Origin of the sequence: Streptomyces sp. NRRL F-5755 (assembly GCF_001279365.1) — a bacterium.
GTDB classification, from domain to species: domain Bacteria; phylum Actinomycetota; class Actinomycetes; order Streptomycetales; family Streptomycetaceae; genus Streptomyces; species Streptomyces rimosus.
This window is the reverse complement of the sequence record NZ_LGCW01000306.1, coordinates 16421-33562: the sequence shown is the minus strand read 5'-3', so window position 1 is coordinate 33562 and position 17142 is coordinate 16421. Positions and strand designations below refer to the sequence as shown.

The 17142-nt window shown below is 73.0% G+C and carries 15 protein-coding genes; 7 read left to right on the top strand and 8 right to left on the bottom strand.

The genetic code is table 11. The features are described from left to right. Positions 1–313 precede the first annotated feature (313 nt). From ADK86_RS35080 to ADK86_RS35065, 4 genes are all read left to right on the top strand, one after another. On the top strand, positions 314–838 hold the full coding sequence (locus tag ADK86_RS35080; RefSeq protein WP_053700241.1) for an allene oxide cyclase barrel-like domain-containing protein: 525 nt from the start codon (positions 314–316) through the stop codon (positions 836–838). Between the two features lie 10 nt (positions 839–848). Continuing rightward, the gene (locus ADK86_RS35075) at positions 849–2150 is read left to right on the top strand and encodes an MFS transporter (protein WP_053700240.1); all 1302 of its coding nucleotides are present in this window, start codon (positions 849–851) and stop codon (positions 2148–2150) included. 226 nt (positions 2151–2376) lie between these two features. Next, positions 2377–3684, top strand: a complete 1308-nt coding sequence (locus ADK86_RS35070) for a hypothetical protein (RefSeq protein WP_053700239.1) — start codon at positions 2377–2379, stop codon at positions 3682–3684. Positions 3685–3829: 145 nt separating this feature from the next. Continuing rightward, positions 3830–4933 (top strand): UDP-N-acetylmuramate dehydrogenase, encoded by a 1104-nt coding sequence (locus ADK86_RS35065; RefSeq protein ID WP_053700238.1) that lies wholly within the window; start codon positions 3830–3832, stop codon positions 4931–4933. Here the strand turns inward: ADK86_RS35065 and ADK86_RS35060 are convergent. Further along, complete coding sequence (locus ADK86_RS35060) at positions 4833–5888, bottom strand: FecCD family ABC transporter permease (RefSeq protein WP_420718903.1); 1056 nt, start codon at positions 5886–5888, stop codon at positions 4833–4835. The genes ADK86_RS35065 and ADK86_RS35060 overlap by 101 nt on opposite strands. Positions 5889–5893: 5 nt before the next feature. Continuing rightward, positions 5894–6865 (bottom strand): iron chelate uptake ABC transporter family permease subunit, encoded by a 972-nt coding sequence (locus tag ADK86_RS35055; RefSeq protein WP_078952463.1) that lies wholly within the window; start codon positions 6863–6865, stop codon positions 5894–5896. Positions 6866–7069: 204 nt separating this feature from the next. Here ADK86_RS35055 and ADK86_RS35050 point away from each other — a divergent pair, with 204 nt between their 5' ends. Continuing rightward, positions 7070–8065, top strand: a complete 996-nt coding sequence (locus tag ADK86_RS35050; protein WP_053700237.1) for an ABC transporter substrate-binding protein — start codon at positions 7070–7072, stop codon at positions 8063–8065. Between the two features lie 18 nt (positions 8066–8083). Here ADK86_RS35050 and ADK86_RS35045 read toward each other — a convergent pair whose 3' ends face one another. Continuing rightward, a complete protein-coding gene (locus ADK86_RS35045) occupies positions 8084–8695 on the bottom strand; it encodes a GOLPH3/VPS74 family protein (RefSeq protein WP_053700236.1) in 612 nt (203 codons plus the stop codon). A gap of 130 nt (positions 8696–8825) precedes the next feature. On the opposite strand from ADK86_RS35045, the gene ADK86_RS35040 reads away from it, so the two are divergent. Together ADK86_RS35040 and ADK86_RS35035 are read left to right on the top strand one after the other, a co-directional pair. After that, the gene (locus tag ADK86_RS35040; RefSeq protein WP_030643509.1) at positions 8826–9119 is read left to right on the top strand and encodes an ArsR/SmtB family transcription factor; all 294 of its coding nucleotides are present in this window, start codon (positions 8826–8828) and stop codon (positions 9117–9119) included. Beyond that, on the top strand, positions 9116–9502 hold the full coding sequence (locus tag ADK86_RS35035) for a VOC family protein (RefSeq protein WP_053700235.1): 387 nt from the start codon (positions 9116–9118) through the stop codon (positions 9500–9502). The genes ADK86_RS35040 and ADK86_RS35035 overlap by 4 nt, the downstream gene beginning before the upstream one ends. Before the next feature lie 66 nt (positions 9503–9568). On the opposite strand, the gene ADK86_RS35030 is transcribed toward ADK86_RS35035, so the two are convergent. From ADK86_RS35030 to ADK86_RS35010, 5 genes are all read right to left on the bottom strand, one after another. Then, the gene (locus ADK86_RS35030) at positions 9569–10087 is read right to left on the bottom strand and encodes a hypothetical protein (protein ID WP_053700234.1); all 519 of its coding nucleotides are present in this window, start codon (positions 10085–10087) and stop codon (positions 9569–9571) included. 206 nt (positions 10088–10293) lie between these two features. Beyond that, positions 10294–11052: a hypothetical protein gene (locus ADK86_RS35025; protein ID WP_053700233.1), complete on the bottom strand. Its 759-nt coding sequence runs from the start codon at positions 11050–11052 to the stop codon at positions 10294–10296. Positions 11053–11244: 192 nt separating this feature from the next. Further along, the gene (locus ADK86_RS35020; protein WP_053700232.1) at positions 11245–12864 is read right to left on the bottom strand and encodes a VWA domain-containing protein; all 1620 of its coding nucleotides are present in this window, start codon (positions 12862–12864) and stop codon (positions 11245–11247) included. A 23-nt stretch (positions 12865–12887) separates the two neighbouring features. Further along, complete coding sequence (locus ADK86_RS35015; protein WP_053700231.1) at positions 12888–14087, bottom strand: AAA family ATPase; 1200 nt, start codon at positions 14085–14087, stop codon at positions 12888–12890. A 300-nt stretch (positions 14088–14387) separates the two neighbouring features. Beyond that, positions 14388–16982, bottom strand: a complete 2595-nt coding sequence (locus tag ADK86_RS35010; protein ID WP_053700230.1) for an NACHT domain-containing protein — start codon at positions 16980–16982, stop codon at positions 14388–14390. Positions 16983–17142: the final 160 nt, after the last annotated feature.

Sequence of the window (17142 nt, the reverse complement as noted above, 5' to 3'; positions counted from 1 at the left end):
CTGACCACATTTCCGCTTCGCGTATTCTCGCCCGACATCGAACGGTTGACAGGGGAAAGGGTCCGGCACAGCATTTGCGACGGGTTCGCCGGTCCCTTTCCCGAGTGGTGCCGAGAATGTGCCTTCCCGGCGTCCGGAACGCTGTTCGTCCCGGCCGGCGGAGCTCCCGTACTCGCCGGACCACCGGTGCCGGGCGGTTCTAGTGAATTCGGAGGCGCGGCGCTCTTATATTTCTCGGTGCCTCGGGCGCCGGCTGAATACCGGCCGCCCCGGCGGAAATACCTGCCCGACCGACCCGTGAAACGAGGGAGATATGACCTCCACCCCCAGTCCGCTGCCGGTCCCCGGCATTCCCGCGATGTGCCCGCAGTGCCTGACCGCCCTCGACGGCCCGCTGCCGGACGTCGGGCAGACCAAGAGCGGCACGGGGTGCGTCGTACGGACCGGGCTCGCCGAGCACGCGGACATCACCTTCCACGTTGCCACCGCGGCGGGACCCACGGTCGGCGACCGGAACACCCACGTGGACCGCCTCACCGACGCCCACGGGACCACCGTGGGCACCATCACCGGCGGCGGCTGGAAGGTGTTCGAACACCCCCGGGACGGCCATGTGCTGTCCTACTACCGCGAGGAGATCGAGTTCCCGGACGGCACGGTCGTCACGTCCGGCTGGATGGACTCCACCGCCGTGTGGTCCGGCCAGTGGCAGAGCCTGCACGCGGTCGGCACCGGCGGCGCCTACCACGGTTTGGTCGGCGTGCGGCAGATCCGGCAGGAGGAACCCCGCCGGCTGTTCCGCGCCAACATCGTCCTGTGCGCCACCGGCGGCAGGTGAGAGGGGCCCGGTGTCTTCCCTCGGACGCGCCCGGTGGGGCATCGGCGCCCTCCTGGCGGGCGGCCTGCTGGTCAACTTCGCGGACCGTACGGTGCTGTCCGTCGCGGCGCCGCAGCTGGCCGACGAGTTCGGGTGGAGCCTGAGCCGGCTGGGCGTCGTCCTCGCGGCGTTCAGCTGGTCCTACGGGCTGGTCCAGCTGCCGGCCGGCGCGCTGGTGGACCGGATCGGCGTCAAGTGGCTCAACCGCGTCGCGGTGACGCTGTGGGGTGTGGCCAGTCTGCTGCTCGCGGTTGCCGGGGGCCTCGGCCTGATCATCGTTTCGCGGCTGCTGCTGGGTATCGCCGAGGGGCCCTTCATGCTCAGCGCCGCGAAGGCCACCGCCACCTGGTTCCCCACCGCCGAACGCGGCCGCGCCACCGCCCTCTTCGACGGGGCCACGAAACTGGCCAACGTCATCGGGCTGCCGGTGCTCGCCCTCGTGGTCAGCACCTGGGGCTGGCGCGCCGGATTCCAGTTCACCGGCGTGCTCAGCCTGCTGTTCGCCGCCGTGTGGTGGTGGCGCTACCGGGACCCGGCCGAACACCCCCGGCTGGGCGCCGCCGAGCGCGCGCACCTGGCGGCCGGCGGCGCGCGCGTCACCGACCGGCCGCGCGGCTCCGTCCTGCGCCCGGTGCTGCGCTCCGGCCGCCTGTGGACGATGGCGCTCGGCTTCGCCTGCTACGGCTACGCCATCAACGTCGTCCTGACCTGGATGCCGGAGTTCTTCCAGCGGCAGTTCGGCACCCGCACCCTGGGCTCCGGCCTGTACTCGGCGGTCCCCTGGATCGTGGCCACCGTCGTCGAACTCGCCCTCGGCGGCTGGCTGGCCGACCGTCTCGTACGGGGCGGACGCGACCCGATGAAGGTCCGCAGGACCGTGCTGACCTGCGGCCTCGCGGTGGGCGCGACCGTCGGCTTCGCGGGCACGGCGTCCAGCGGCCCGGCCGCCATGGGCTGGATGGCGCTCTCCCTCGGCGGGCTCGCGGTCGCGGCCCCGGCGGCCTGGAGCCTGCCCGGCCTGCTCGCGCCGCCCGGCGCGGTGGGCACGGCCGGCGGGCTGATGAACTTCGCCAACGCCGCCGCCACCACGACGGGTGTGGTGTTCACCGGCTGGCTGGCGGAGGTCACCGGGTCCTTCGGCGCGCCCTTCGTGTTCGCCGCCGCCGTCCTGGGCGCCGGGATCCTGCTGTACCGGCGGCTGCTCGCGCCGCGTCCGGGGCAGGCGCCCGCGGCCGCGCCCCGCACGGAAGGAGACGAAGCCCTGGCCCTATAGCACACTTTCGGTTGGCGCCGGGATTGCCGTGCGCATAACGCAAAGCGACTTTGCGATAATTTTCTGCTGGTGGTGATCTGCGCCTGTCGGCCTCCGGTTAGGCTGCCCAGTGCTTCGTTCGCGAGCGCTGGAGGGGTTTTGTGCACAGCGGTATGTCCGACCGGTACGAGCAGAGCGGGCAGTTTCTCCCGGGCATGCGCGTATTAGGCGGCGGGGCGAGGCTGCCGTGAGCGACTCCGTAACGCTGTCCGCCTGCCTGAAAAGACTGTCCTGGTCCCCGGACCGGCTCGCCCGCGAGATCAACCGGGTGTGCGGCGGGGGCACGATCAGCGACAAGGCTCCCTACAATTGGCTCAAAGGCTCCCTGCCACGGCGCCAACTTCCCGAAATCGTGGCGAGAATTCTGTCCGAAAAGCTCGGGGAGCCGGTCACGGTCCGTGATCTCTGGCCGGACAGATTTCCGGCTCCGGTGGCCGAAAAGGCAACGCTTCCGCGGCAGCGTTCCGCGGGCACCGCGCCGGCCCCGCTGCCCGCGCAGGACATGGTCGCCACCGCCGTGGACTGGCTGGTGGGCAACGACCCGCCCATGACCTGCCGGCTGCGCGGCGAGGAGGTCGACCCCCACATCCTGTCGGTGCTGGAGGACCGCAGCGCCCAGCTGCGCCGCCTCGGCGACGAGCGCGCCGGAGAGCTGGTCATGGATTGGGCGGTGCAGGAGCTGCGGTGGACCCGCAAGCTCATCGCCGAGTGCAGCTACGGCCGCGCGACCGGGCTGCGGCTGCACCGCACCGCCGCCGAACTCGCCCAGGTCGTCGGCTGGATGGCCGCCGACCTCGACATGGCGGGCCAGAGCGAGCGCCACCTCCTGGCCGCGCTGCGCTCCGCCCGTATCGCCGGGGACCGCGCGCTGGCCGCGTACGTCATCTCCTGTCTGAGCTACCGGTTCACCTGGAGCGGCCAGGGCCGGGAGGCGCTGCGGCTGATCCAGATCGCCCGCAAGGGCACCCAGGACGAGGCCCCCGGGCCGGGACAGGCGCTGCTGGCGAGCCGGCTGGCCAGGGCGTACGCCGCGCTCGGGGACGCGGTGGGCTGCCGCCGCGCCCTGGACGAGGCCCAGGAGCTGATCGAGGCCGACGGCGAGTGCCGTACCGCGCCGTGGGCGTCCTGGGTGACCCCCGCCGTACTGGTCGCCGACGCGGGCCGGTCCTGGTTGGATGTCGGCAGGTCCGCATGGGCGGAACGCCATCTGGTGCGCGGGCTGGAGCTGTTCGGCGAGAGCCAGCCGCTGAACCGGCTGCTGCACTGGACCTCACTGGCCGAGGCCCGGCTGGCGCACGGTGACGTGGACGGCGCCGCGGCCGCGACCTGGGAGGCGCTGGGGCTCTGGGAGCGGGTCACCTCGCACCGCGCCCGCGTCCGGCTGACCCGGCTGCGCAGCCGCTTCGCGCGCTGCGACGCGATGGTGGCCCGGCAGGTCGCCCAGGACACGGCGGAGGTGCTCGACGAGGCGCGCCGGCTGGCCTCCTGCGGCTGAGCGCGGGCCGCGGCGGGAGCCGGTGCCGTACGGTCCCCGCCGCGGCGCGGCGCGGCCGGTGGCGCGGCAGCGCGTCCCGCCCACCGGACCTCCGTGCCGCCCGGCCGGACCGGGACCGGGCAGTTGCGTCTGGAGGAGGGACACTTTGCACATCGCGTACGGAGTACCGCTGGCGCCGATGACCACGCTGCACCTGGGAGGCCCGGCCGCCGCCCTCGCCGAACTGAGGGACCTCGCCGACTTCCCCGCCGTCGTCGCCTGGGCGAACCGGTACGGCACCGCGCCCTTCTGCCTCGGGCACGGCAGCAACGTCCTCGTCAGCGACGCGGGGAGCAGCCGCCCCGTACTGCGTCTGGCGACCCGCGGCGTCGAGGTGCGCGGGACCGCGCCCGACGGGCGGGTCCTGGTCGAGGCGCAGGTCGGCCACCCGCTGCGGGACCTGGTCGAGACGACCGTCGAAGAGGGCCTGTCCGGGCTGGAGATGCTCAGCGGCATCCCCGGCACGGTCGGCGCCACCCCGGTGCAGAACGTGGGCGCGTATGGCCAGGAGATCGGCGACTGCCTCGTGCGGGTACGGGCGTGGGACTGGAAGCTGGGCCGCGCGGTGACCCTGTCCGCCGCCGAATGCGCGCTGGGCCACCGCACCAGCAAGTTCAAGGGAACCACCCGCTGGACACTGCTCACCCTGGTCCTCGCGCTGCGGCCGTCCCGGCTGAGCGCGCCCATCACGTACCGCAGCGTCGCCGGTGTCCTGGACGTCCCGGTGGGCAGCCGGGTGCCGCTCCGGGACGCCGCGCGGGCCGTGCTGACCGTGCGCCGCGGCAAGGGCATGGTGCTGGAGGACTCCGGCATCGACCACCGTACGGTCGGCAGCGTTTTCCTGAGCCCCGAGGTCACCGGCGCGCAGCAGGCGCGGCTGCGCGCGGCCGGTGCCCCGCTGAACTCCTTCCCCGACGGCTCGACCCGGGTCAGCGCCAGCTGGCTGATCCGCCGGGCCGGCTTCGGGCTGCGGGCGGCCGTCGCCGACGGCGTCCGCGTCTCCTCCCGGCACTACACGCTGGTCGCGCGGTCGGGCGCGAGCGCGGCCAGCTTCGGGCAGGCCGTCGGCACCGTGCACCGCTCCGTCCTGCGGCACACCGGCGTGGCGCTCACCTCAGAAGTCGACTTCCTCGGCGACTCGCGGACGTACCCGCCCGGTTGGCCGTCACCAGCAGCACCAGCAGGTACGGCCCGCCCACCACGCCCGTGACCACGCCCACCGGCAACTCCACCGGCGTGAAGGCGTGTTCCGCGACGAAGTCGGACACCAGCGTCACCAGCGCCCCCACCAGCGCCGACGCCGCCAGGGCCGGCCCGCCGTCGCGGACCAGGCGGCGGGCGACCGGCGCGGAGACCAGCGCCACGAACGCCACCGGGCCCGCCGCCGCGGTGGCCGTCGCCGCCAGCGCCACCCCGGTCAGCAGCAGCGCGAGCCGGCTCCGCTCGACCCAGAGGCCCAGGCCCCGGGCCAGATCGTCACCGAGACACAGCACGTTCAGGGGACGGGCCAGCGCGGCAGCCGCCAGGACCAGCGGCACCAGACAGCAGGCCAGCGTCGTGGCGTGCGTCCAGGTGCGGCCGCTGAGACTGCCGGTCAGCCAGATCAGCACCTGCTGCGCGTCCCACACCGCCGCGCTGGTCATCAAGTACGAGACCAGACTGGACAACAGGGCCGTCGCGCCGATCCCGACGAGCACCAGCCGCTGGCCGGACAGCCCGCCGCGCCACGACAGCAGATAGATCGCCACGGCGGTGACCAGCGCCCCGGCCAGCGCACCGGCGGAGACCGCCATACCGCCGAGCCCCAGCGCCACGATGCAGGTCGCCGCCGCCGCGCTCGCACCCGAGGTGATGCCGATGACGTCCGGACTGGCCAGCGGATTGCGTACCAGACTCTGGAAGATCGCGCCCGACATGCCGAACCCCAGGCCGGCCAACAGGCCGGTCAGCACGCGGGGGAGCCGGATGTCGAGGACGAACAACCGGCTCTTCCAGTCCGCCCGGCCGGTGATCGCACCGATCACCTCGGGCAGCGGTACGACGAAGTCGCCGACCACCAGCAGGGCGACGGCGGTCAGCAGCACCGCCAGGGCCAGCACGACCACCACGGGCCGGGCGCGCCGCCGCCGTACGACGCCGCGGACGCTCCTGGTCCGCACGGTCACGGCCGTCACAGCGCCGCCCCCTTCCGGCTGCGCACCATGGCGATGAGGACCGGCGCGCCGATCGCCGCCGTCACGATGCCCACCTGCACCTCGGTCGGCCGGATCACCAGCCGCCCCACAAGGTCCGCCAGCAGCACCAGCACCGGCGCCAGCACCATCGAATAGGGCAGCAGCCAGCGGTGATCGGCGCCGGTCAGCATGCGGGCCACATGCGGCACCGCCAGCCCCACGAACCCGATCGGCCCGGCCATCGCGGTCGCCGTGCCGCTCAGCAGCACCACCGCGAGCGCCGCGGCCAGGCGTACGCGCACCACACGCTGCCCGAGCGCCCGGGCCGTGTCGTCGCCCAGCGCCAGCAGGTTGAGCGACCGGCCCAGCGCCAGCGCCAGCACCGCGCCGGCCGCCACGAACGGCGCCCCCTGCCACGCCACCGCCTCGTCCCGCCCGGCCAGCGACCCGACCTGCCAGAACCGGAACTGGTCGAACGCGCTGACGTTCAGGAGCAGTACGGCCTGGGTCGCCGACGTGAGGACCGCGGTCGTCGCCGTCCCGGCCAGGACGAGCTTCAGCGGGGTCGCCCCGCTCGCGCCCATCGAGCCCACCGCGTACACCACCGCGGCGGAGACGGCCGCGCCCGCCAGCCCGAACCACACATAGCCGGACAGCGAGGTGACCCCGAAGAAGTTGATCCCGGCCACCACGAAGAGCGCCGCACCCGAATTGACGCCCAGCACACCGGGATCGGCCAGCGCGTTGCGGGCGATGCCCTGCATCACCGCGCCCGCCAGCCCGAGCGCCGCCCCCGCCAGCAGCCCGACGGCGGTACGCGGCAGCCGTAACGAGCGGATCACCAGGTGCTCGGTGTCGGACGGGTCGAAACGGAACAGGGCGTCCCCGACCGTCTGCGCGGACAGCGGTTTGCTGCCCATCATCACGCCGGCCGTGGCCAGCGCCGCCAGGACGACGAGCGCCACCACGAGCCCGGCGGCCAGTCGTAACCGCCGGTGCGGCCAACGTCTGGGCGGGGCAGCGGGATTCGCCTGCCCCGGCGGGGACGGCGGCTGAGTGATCTGTTCCGGTACATGTGCCACAGCAGGACTATGGAAAGGCTGGCCTAACTTCGCAAGGCCGTCCATGATCTCCGAGGGAAAGTGGTGCGAACCGACGAGAGAGGATCAGCCATGCTGCACACCGACGGTGCGCCGTGGAGCCGGCGGCGGCTCCTGGCCGGTGCGGCGGCCGTGGGAGCGGGCCTGGTGAGCGCGGGCTGCGCCCGGCCGGCCGCGGCCCGCCCCGAAGGGCCCCGGCGGTGGGCCTTCACCGACGACACCCGTACGTCCGTCGGCGCGCCCCGGCGGCCCCGTACGGTCGTGGCGTACGCGACCGCCGCGGCGGCCCTGTGGGAGTACGGCATCCGGGCCGTCGGCGTGTACGGGGGAATCCAGACCAGCGGGGGCGGCGTCAACACCGCCATCCTGGGCGGCGTCGACCTGGACCGGACCACGCTGCTCGGCCGCACCTGGGGGCAGGTCAACCTCGAAGTCCTCGGCAGGCTCGCCCCCGACCTCGTCGTCGACACCCTCCAGTTCGGTGCGCACCAGATAGAGCCCAACGCCCTCGGTTTCGTGCGGCGGTTGGCCCCGGTCGTCGGCCTGGAGGTGTACCACACCGAGATCCCGCGCGCCGTTTACCGCTTCGCCCAGCTCGCCCACGCGCTCGGCGGCGAGGTCCGCGACCGTGACCGTACGGCCTTCGAGGACGCCCGCCGCCGCCTGAAGAACACCATCAGGGCCCGCTCCCGCCTGCGCGTCCTGTTCGTCTCCGCAGACCCGGACGGCTTACGCGTGGCCCGCGAGGCATGGCCCGGCCTCCCCGACCTCAAGGGGCTCGGCCTCGATGTCGTCGTGCCGCCCACGGGCACCAGCGCCTACGCGCAGAAGCTCTCCTGGGAGGACGCCGACCGCTACCCCGCCGACCTGATCCTCATGGACGTCCGCACCAGCAGCCTCCAGCGCGACCAACTCGCCACCAACCGCGTCTGGCAGAGCCTCCCGGCCGTCCGCGCCGGCCAGACCGCCCCCTGGAACCCCGAGCCCGTCCTGACGTACCCCGCCATGACCCGCCTCTACAACGACCTGATCACCACACTCGAACGCACCCACCGCCTGTCGGCCTGACCGCCTGCCCTCCGGGCCTCACGCGCCCCGCCAGATGTTGTCGAAGGCCGCCTTCTCCACGGTCCGCCGCTGGCGTACGGATTCCAGCTCCACCACCGCCTCGTTGACGGCGGCGAGCACGGTCAGCACGGCGTCGTCGGCGATGCCGGGCGCCTCGTCGCCCTCGGCCGCCCGGTCACGGACCCCGGCGGTGGCCGCGAGGGCGGCGAGGACCGGCTCACCCGAGGCCCAGCGGTCGGCGGCGTGACGGCGGGCCGGTGAGTCGACCGGCTCCACCCGGCCGCCCCGCACGGGAATCCACCGGCGACGTCGCCGGGCGATGTGCCCTTCCGCCACGAGCACGCGCCGATAGACCTCCGACAAGCCGCGGCCCCGGCGCCACAGCCAGTCCTCGACCGACTCGTAGGGCTCCTGCTGCACCAGCGCGGCGGCGGCCTCGGACAGCAGGGGATCGCCCGGCGGCCTCTGCCCGCCGGGCACGATGCGGTCGCCGCCCAGCGTGAGGGCACCGGCCTCCAGCAGATCGATCACCTCGGCCCCGGCGAGCGCGAGCGACAGATCGCCCGGCTCCACGGCGCGGCCGGCTCCCGCCTCGACGGCGATGATCGACAGGTCCCGGGGTGTGGTCATCAGCGGCTCCGGAGTGCGGGCGTCGGGCGGGACAGCGCCGACTGTAATCGTGCCGGGCGGGCCGCACACGCCCTCCGTGCGGCGTAACCCGCCTTGATAGGCAAGTCGCGACTTGCCTATGGTGGAGGTCATGGCAGAGGATGTCTTCAAGGCGCTGGCCGACCCCACCCGTCGGCGCATCCTCGACGAGCTGGCCGAACGGAACGGCCAGACCTTGTTCGAAATATGCGCGCGGCTGGTGACCAAACACGGCCTGAGCCTGTCCCGACAGGCGATCAGCCAGCACCTGGCCGTCCTGGAATCCGCCGGCCTGGTCGCCACGCGCCGCCAGGGCCGCTACAAGTTCCACGACCTGAACACCCGGCCTCTGGAGCACATCGTGACCCGATGGCTCAGACCCGAAGCACCGGAGAGCACCCCATGAAGATCTACATCACCAGCGTCTTCGTCGACGACCAGGAGAAGGCGCTGTGCTTCTACACCGACGTCCTGGGCTTCCGGAAGAAGCACGACATCCCGATGGGCGAGGCCCGCTGGCTCACCCTGGTCTCCCCGGACGCCCCCGACGGCACCGAACTCCTGCTGGAGCCCTCCGGCCACCCCGCGGTCCCGCCGTACAAGACGGCCCTGGTCCAGGACGGCATCCCGGCCGCCTCCTTCGCCGTGGACGACGTCCGCGCGGAGTACGACCGGCTGCGCGAGCTCGGGACGGAATTCACCCAGGAGCCGCTGGAGATGGGCGGCGTCACCACCGCGGTGCTGGACGACACCTGCGGCAATCTGATCCAGATCGTGCAGGGGGCGTAGGGAGCGGGCGCGAGGCGGGTACGGGAGGCTTTCGGCCGAGGTGGCCGCCGCATCGTGCCCCCGGGATCAGTGCTTCAGCGCGAACTTGAGGGCAACGATCAGCAGACCGATCACGAGGTTGACCGCGTCGGTGAGGGCCACTTGGCGCCAGACGGCGCCAGAGCGCCGCGCAGCAGCGGTCGCCCAGCCCATCTGGCTGATCAGCGCGACGGCGAGGGCGAGCCAGGATGCGCCCTGGACGTCGAGGCCCAGCAGGGGACTGACCAGCACGGCGATCGTGGACGGCACGGCGGCCTCCACGATGGGCCACTCCTCACGGCATACGTGCAGCACGGTCGCTCTGTTCAGGGTGCGCTGCGCCATGCGGGCGCCGAAGAGCTGGGCATGGACGTGCGCCAGCCAGAAGACGACCCCGGTGGCCAGCAGCAGCAACGCCAGCTCCAGCCTCGGGAAGGCTCCGAGCGTACTGGCCCCGACCACGACGGAGGCGGCGAGCAGCGAACCGTAGACGCCACCGGTGTAGTCGGCGTGCGTTCGCCGTTCCGCTCCCCGCGCCCGAGCCTGCGCCCTGAACTTCTCCAGCATCCTTCGCTCCCGAGGTCGGCGAACCGGACACGCGGCGCCCACCATCGTGCCGCTCTGCGCACGGCCAGGACAGCTTCGGCTCGGAAAGCCGGCCTGCGACTCGGCGAGACCGTACGCCATGGGAACCAACGGGGCCGCCGCCCCTTGGAAGGTGAGCGGCGGCCCCTCGTCTTCCTCGCGGAGGCGTGGCCTGCGCCGGTCGGCGGCTACGGCTCCACGGTGGTCGGCTTCTCGGCCCGGAGGTCGCTGACGAAGCCGCCCTTGATCACGCGCATCCAGTAGGCGTGCGACCGGCTCGCCGGGGGAATGCCGGGGTCGCGCTCCAGCTTGCGGTCCATCGAGGTGGCTCCGGCCGGGGCGTTGCGCTGGAACGTGTAGGGGTGCCACAGGTCGATCTCGCTGCTGTAGAAGGGCTTGCGCTCCATCAGGAGGACCTGGTCCGGGTTGCCCTGCGCGGGTTCCCAGGTGACGCGGACGGTGGCCGCGTCGAGCCGGGTGACGGACGTGAGCGCCGGCGCCTTCGGGATCACCGAGGAGGGTCCGGGCTTGACGGCGTCGCTGCGGATCGTGCGTGGCACGGACGGCTCGTAGTATTCCGGGTTCTGCAGCTTGCCGACGACGCTGAGCGTGTCGGGAGCCGGGCCCTGCCCGCCCGAACACGCGTCGATCTGGACGACCTTGTGCCAGCCGTCGGAGAACCTCACGAAGTCCTCCTTCTGGACCGGCAGCTCGCGGGCGCTGCCGGCGACGACACCTCGCACGGAGTAGGCGTAGCGGGAGTCGTCGGAGCGGACCACCTGGTAGCTGCACCGGTCCACGGCCGCGGCGTGCGCGTCGATCGCCGGCCGGAGCGGTGGCGCGGCGACGGCGGCCGACGGAGCCGCGGTGGCGACGCCCGCACCCGAGGCAAGGGCCCCGAGACTCAGCGTGCACGAGGCTATTGCGGTGGTGATACGGCGGGGCATGCATCCTCCGGTGGCATTCAACGGTCCCTGGGGAACCGGCGAACAGATGATGATCGGAAGCACCGACCGGACGGGAGGTTACCGGCAATTGACGGTCAAGGCGATGCCAAAGAGGAGTAAAGCTACGGTTATGTGTCAACTTCGTTCACGTCGTGCTCAAGGCAACGAGTTGTCCTCCCGATCGCCGCGCTTTCAGATCACCCGGAACAGATCCGCCGCCACCCGCACATCCATGAAATCCTCCACGGAGCGGAGGTTGTCGCTCAGCGTGTCCAGGACCGAGTCGGCCTCGGCGGCGCGGGGGGCGCCGATGGCCACGCCGAAGACGCGGAAGCCCAGGCGGTGCTTGGCGGCGTTCCAGTCGCGCCTCCATGCCTCGGTGACGTCGCACTCGTCGTCGGTGAGCAGGACGATGTCGCCGCGGGCACGGGCGGCGGAGTCGAACTCCTCCTCCAGCAGTTCGACGGCCGCGGACAGGGGGCTTTGGTAGCTGGTGCCGCCGCCGAGGAAGGTTTCCGCGAAGTCGAGCACCCGGGCGGTGGGGGCGGGCTCGCCGGCCGGGAAGCGGAAGACCCGTAGTCGGCCGGCGGAGGAGAAGAGGATGCCGACGAAGTCGCGCTGCGCGTGGCGGGCCTGGTCCAGTAGCGCGAGGGCGCACGCCTTGGCCCATGCTTCGCGGGTGCCTCCGCCGGGCCCTTCCATGTACATGGAGTGCGAGGTGTCGACGCACGCGATGACGGCGCCCCGGCCGGTGGTCTGCTCGCCCTGGCTGTCGTAGAGCATCAGCTCTCCGGCGGCGTAGCGCGCGGCGAACACCGCGCGCAGTTCGGGCAGGCCGAGGTTGGCCAGCTCGGAGGGGATGACGCGGGAGAGGTCGTTGCCGAGGGTGACGCCGATCAGCTCCCCGGTGGCGTTCTCGACCTTGCGGGCGCGTTCGCCGTCGGCCATCTGCCGGAAGCGGCCGATCAGCTCGGCCCACTGGGCGAGGCGGCTGGTGCGCAGCCGCTCGGCGAGCCGGGCGCGCTCGTCGTACGGCAGCCGCTCCAGCTCGCCGGGGCCGACGCCCCACGCCCGCATCAGCGCCGCCTCTTCCCCTACGGTTTCGGTGGCCTTCGGCACGGCCTTCCGCGCGGTGGGGCGGAGGCCGGGGGCCGTTGCCGCGAGGGCCTGCCCGGCGCCCCGGGCGGCCCGTCGCGCGGCGGCGCCGGCGGCCTCGGCGGAGTCGATCGCCCGTCGTACGGCCTCGGCGGCCGGAGCCGGTACGGTGCCGTCCGCACCGGCCCCGGCGGCGGCCTGCTGAAGCGCCGCGCCCACCGCGGCCGTCGCGCCTTCGGCGTCCTGCCGGGCCTTCGTCGCCCGCTCGGCCTGCTCCCGGGCAGGCCGGAAGCGCTCCAGCATGTCGCGCAGCGCGGTGGCCTGGGCGAGTACGGCCATGGCGGCGGCGTACGGGTCGCCGACCGTCTCCCGGTGCAGCTCGGCGAACTCCGGTGACTCCACCAGGAAGGTGATGATCCGGTGGTTGACCAGCCGGGAGGGGGCCATCTCCGCGCGCTCGCGCAGCCGGGGGCCGGCCTTGTAGGCGGCCAGGAACGCGTCGGCCAAGAGGTCGGCGGCGTGGTCGTGGCGTTCGGCCAGCTCCTCGGCCAGCTCACGCAGCCCCGCCGACTGCGCGTAGGTGTCGCGCCACGCGATCTGCTCGAACGGGTCCGCGACCACGGCCGCGGTGTGCCCCTCGGCAGTGGTGGGGGACCGGTCCAGCCACGTCCCGGCCCGGTTCGCCGGCTCGTCGAGTCCGCTCGGTGTCCCGCTCATATCCGTATCCCGGCCGGCCGTGTTCAGAGCTGGGCCTGCACCGTGCTCGCGTCCACGCCGAGGGCTTCGGTGAGCACCCGGGCGCGGACGGCGCGCTGGCGGCCGGCGACCCGTTCGATGGCGGTGGTCGAGCGGCCGGCGCCCGCCGCCTCCGCGCGCAGCCGCTCCAGCCGCTTGCCCGCCCTGGCGAGCGTGTTGTGGGCGTTCTTGATGACCCACTCGCTCAGCGCCTCGCGGGACTGCCCGGCCATGGCGTCGAGCTGAGCCTCCAGCTCGTCGATGGTGTCGGCCAGGTCGAGCGCTTCCTTGGCGTCGGGATTGACCAGGTGCAGCACCTCGCGTTCGACGGTCGGGCGCTGGGCGGGGGAGTCCCACAGCACATGCGTCAGCACCGACAGATCGGCTTCGGCGACCGCCGGACGGCCGTCGAGGTACGCGGACGCCTGGAGCAGCCCCACCGCCTGCCGCCAGCGGCGGTCCGAGGCGACGAGTTCCTTGCGGCGCAGGGCGGCGCGCAGCGTACACACGGCGTCCACGATCGCGTCGGGCACGTCCACCGCGGGGACGGCTTCGGTCACGGCGTGCTGCAACGCGGCCAGTTCGACGGTCGTCCGTGCCGGTGCCGCCGGGCTGCTGACGGCGGAGCGGACCAGCGCGGCGAAGTTCGAGGGGTCTTCCAGGTACCCGACCTCGATGCGCACCAGCAGCCGGTCGTAGATCGCGGCCGCGTCCTCCCCGCCGGGCAGTTCGTTGCTCGCCGTGATGGCGCCGATCAGCGGGCAGCGGACCGGCGCGCCGCCGTTCTCGGGGTGGTAGATCCGCTCGTTGAGGTAGCCGAGCGTCTCGTTGAGCGCGGCCGTCGAGCATTTGAATATCTCGTCGATGAACGCCACGTGCGCGGTCGTGGCGCGCCCGTCGTAGACCTGGCGGTACTCGCCCCGGGCCAGCGCTGCGACGTCGATGGGCCCGAACATCCGCGTCGGTGCGGTGAACTTGGACAGCAGGATCTCCCAGTAGGAGGCCCCGTCGATCCGGCCGGTGAGCTCCCGGGCCAGTTCGGACTTCGCCGTCCCGGGCGGCCCGAGTACCAACGAGTGCCGCCCGGCCAGCAGCGTCACCACCAGCGTCCGCACCACGTCGTCCCGCTCGTAGAACCGCTCCGACAGTTCCTCGCAGACGGCCCGCAGCCGCTTGGCGGTGTCCTGCGCGTCCGGTGCGCCCATGGTCAACTCCTCGCTGTGGTGCCCTGGTGGGCGCGGGGCGGTGTGTCGTCCGGGCAAGATTACGTGGGGCCGGGGCGCGGCCTTCCGGTGCCTCGGAGGCGTCGTCCGGCCGTCGTCCGGTGTCGCGCCATCGGGGGGGTACGGGCATCACGCGCGCCGGACCGCCCCCGGTTCGTGGTGCGTGTGCACGGGCGCGGACACCAGGGGCCGAGGAGAGAATGACCGCCCCGAAGCCTGGAGTGCGGGGCTCCGACGGGATGTCCGCGGACGATCGAGGAGTCGCTGCGGCCCGTCGGCGCGTCACCGGACCGGCCGCCTCCCGCCGGGCTCGCCCGCCGCGAGATGTTTCTGCAGCTCGATGTGCCGGAACTGGTAGAAGGCCCCGGCCTGCCGCAGTACCCCGCGGTGTTGATGGGCGTCCGCGAGGAAGGCCATCAGACGCCGGGGCAGCCGGCGCCGCAGGGCCAGGTAGCCGCGCGCGACGGTGAAGGGGCCCCAGGCGGTCTGGTTCCAGGCAACGGCGAGGCCGACCACTGTCCCCACCAAGGCACCGGTCACCAGTGCCTGCACCAGTTCGGGCGCGGTCACGACCCACTCGATCCCGATGTCCCGCCAGCTCTTCAGCTCCGGGGCCGGTACCAGCTGCGGCAAAGATGCACACCAGACCGTCAGCCCGATCACGACTCCCACCGCCAGGGCCGTCATCCAGCCGATCCTCCAAGACGTGCGGTGGTCGCGGGCGAGGAGCGCCGCCGGGCCCGGAACCTGGGTGAGGTCCGCCGCCTTTCCCCGGATGCCGTACGGGATGCTGCCCGCGAGGCAGTACACGGCCACGGCACCTGCCCCGGCGGCGGAGCCCAGGAAGTTGGTCCCGATCGCGCCGGTGAACGCACCCACGATCGCGAGCCCCATGGAGGTCTCGTCGTCGGCCCTCAAGAAATGCATCGCTAAGGCGGGCGTGGTGACGGCCAGTCCTCCTCCCAGCCCGATCAGGAGGCCGCCCCAGTGCCACGACCACCGGACGCCCGCGGCCGGCGGGACTTCCTCCGGACGTGCGGCGTAGCCGGCCGCAAGGCCGCCTGCGAGCCCGAACAGGCAGGCCAGAGTGACGATCATGGCCCACCCCGGCAGGTGGACGTATCCGTATCCGGCTCCCACCGCGCCCCCCAGAAGGGCCACACCCCACGCCCGGGTCCGCCGACGCTGCCCGGACCCCGGCTCGCCGCCCGCCCGTCGCGCCGCCAGGGTCGACGTGAGCTCCCCCATGAGACCGCCGATGAAGCCGTAGGCGAAGCCGCACAGCAGCTCCGGCCAGACATCGCTGTACATGGGCATGTCGCGGAGCAGCATTCCCCCCACACTGACCGAGGCGCCGGTCAGTCCGCCGGGGAGCCGCCCTGCGAGCCCGCCGATGAGCCCGGCGAGCAGCCCCTGCGAGGGCACGGTGCCCGCCGAAGGACCGCCGATGTCATAGTGACCGTTGCTGTGTTCGATCACCCAGGCCGTGCCGTGCTCCAAGGCCGCCGCCAGTATCCCGATCAGCACCGGCGGCAGCCAGTGGGGGACGGCGCGGCTCAGCTGCCACCAGGCCAGGTCGGCGCCGCCGGCCCGGACGCGCTCCGCGTGCCGGGCGAGCCAACGCAGTGCCCGCTCGGCTTCCCCGGCGGACCAAGGAGAGGGAACGCGCGGGTGAGGGCGGTAGGCCGCGGGGACGAACGCGGCGAAGAGGTGCGCCTCCACGGCTGCGCGGCTCGTGAGCGCCGGGGCGTCCAGCAGCTCGTCGGGGGAGGGGACCGCCTCCAGCGGTTCTCCGGTACGGGGGTTGTAGACGGTGCGGGCCAGGAAAACCGTCAGCGGCGTGCTCAGGGCATCGGCGACGGGGCCGCCGTCCCGCAATCCGTGCAGCACACGGTCCCACCGGCGTGCCGCGGGTGTCCCCGCCCCACCGGCGTCGCGGCGCAGGTACGCCGCCGTCTCCCGCGCCGCCAGAGGGAGCAGTTCGATCCCGGCTGCCCCGGCCAGCTTGCGCGGCAGCCCGTCGGCGGGGGCGGCGGCCTGGTGGTATTCCGCCGTACGGCTGGAGAGGACCACGGCCCGGCCGAGCGGCAGCCCGCGGTTGATCTGGTCGAGGGCCTGCCCCCTGACCCGGGCGGGCAGTTCGTCGAGGCCGTCCAGCAGCGGCAGGATCAGCCGGTGCGCCAGCAGTGCCCGGGCGCGGCTCATGCTGCCGAACGTCTGCGGACCGGGAGCCGCGAGTTCTTCGAAATCCTGGGTGAGCCGGTGCGCCAGCCAGGACTCCAGGTCCTGCTGTGACGGGTCCCACGAGGACAGGGGGAACAGCACCGGCACGCAGGCGCCCGGGTCGCGGTGCTCGGTCAGTTCCAGCAACAGCCGGACCAGCAGCATGGTCTTGCCCGAGCCGGGCTCCCCCAGGACCACGAGCCGCCCGGTGGGCACTTGGTCCCGGAAGACCTGGAGTATCTGCCCGCCGCAGCCCGCCAGTTCGGCCGGCCCCTGTGCCCAGCGCAGCGAGTCGGCCCGCGTGGATTCGCCGCGGCCTGCCTCCGCGAGCCACCGCAATTCCCTCCACTCCTCCACCAGGTGCTCCGGTGCCGCTCGCCAGGGCACGGTGAGCGGCCGGGGGTCGTACAGCCCCCGCACCCCGGCTTCGGTCTCCCACTGCATGCGCACGGCCGCCGCCAGTTGTTCGGCGAGGCATTCAAGTGAGGGCCCCGCAGAAGGTGCCGGCCGGCTCGAACGGAACGAGGCCCAGGAGAGATACGACCCCGCGACCGTGGGCAGCAGCGTGGCCGCCGTCTGTGCCATGGAGAGAGCGAACCGGTCCGCCAGCCACAGCGCCCCCGCGGCCCCGGCGACCGCCAGTGCGAGGTACACCGATCCCACATGGCGTGGCCGAACGTGAGACTTCCCCATGACAGGTCAACGCCCCCTTGGAAGACGACCACGGGTTCATGCTCCCGATGTCGTCCGTGTCCGGGCCCCTCACCATCCCGGCGAAGCCCCGCGCTGTGCCACGCTGTCGGCAGGAAAGCGT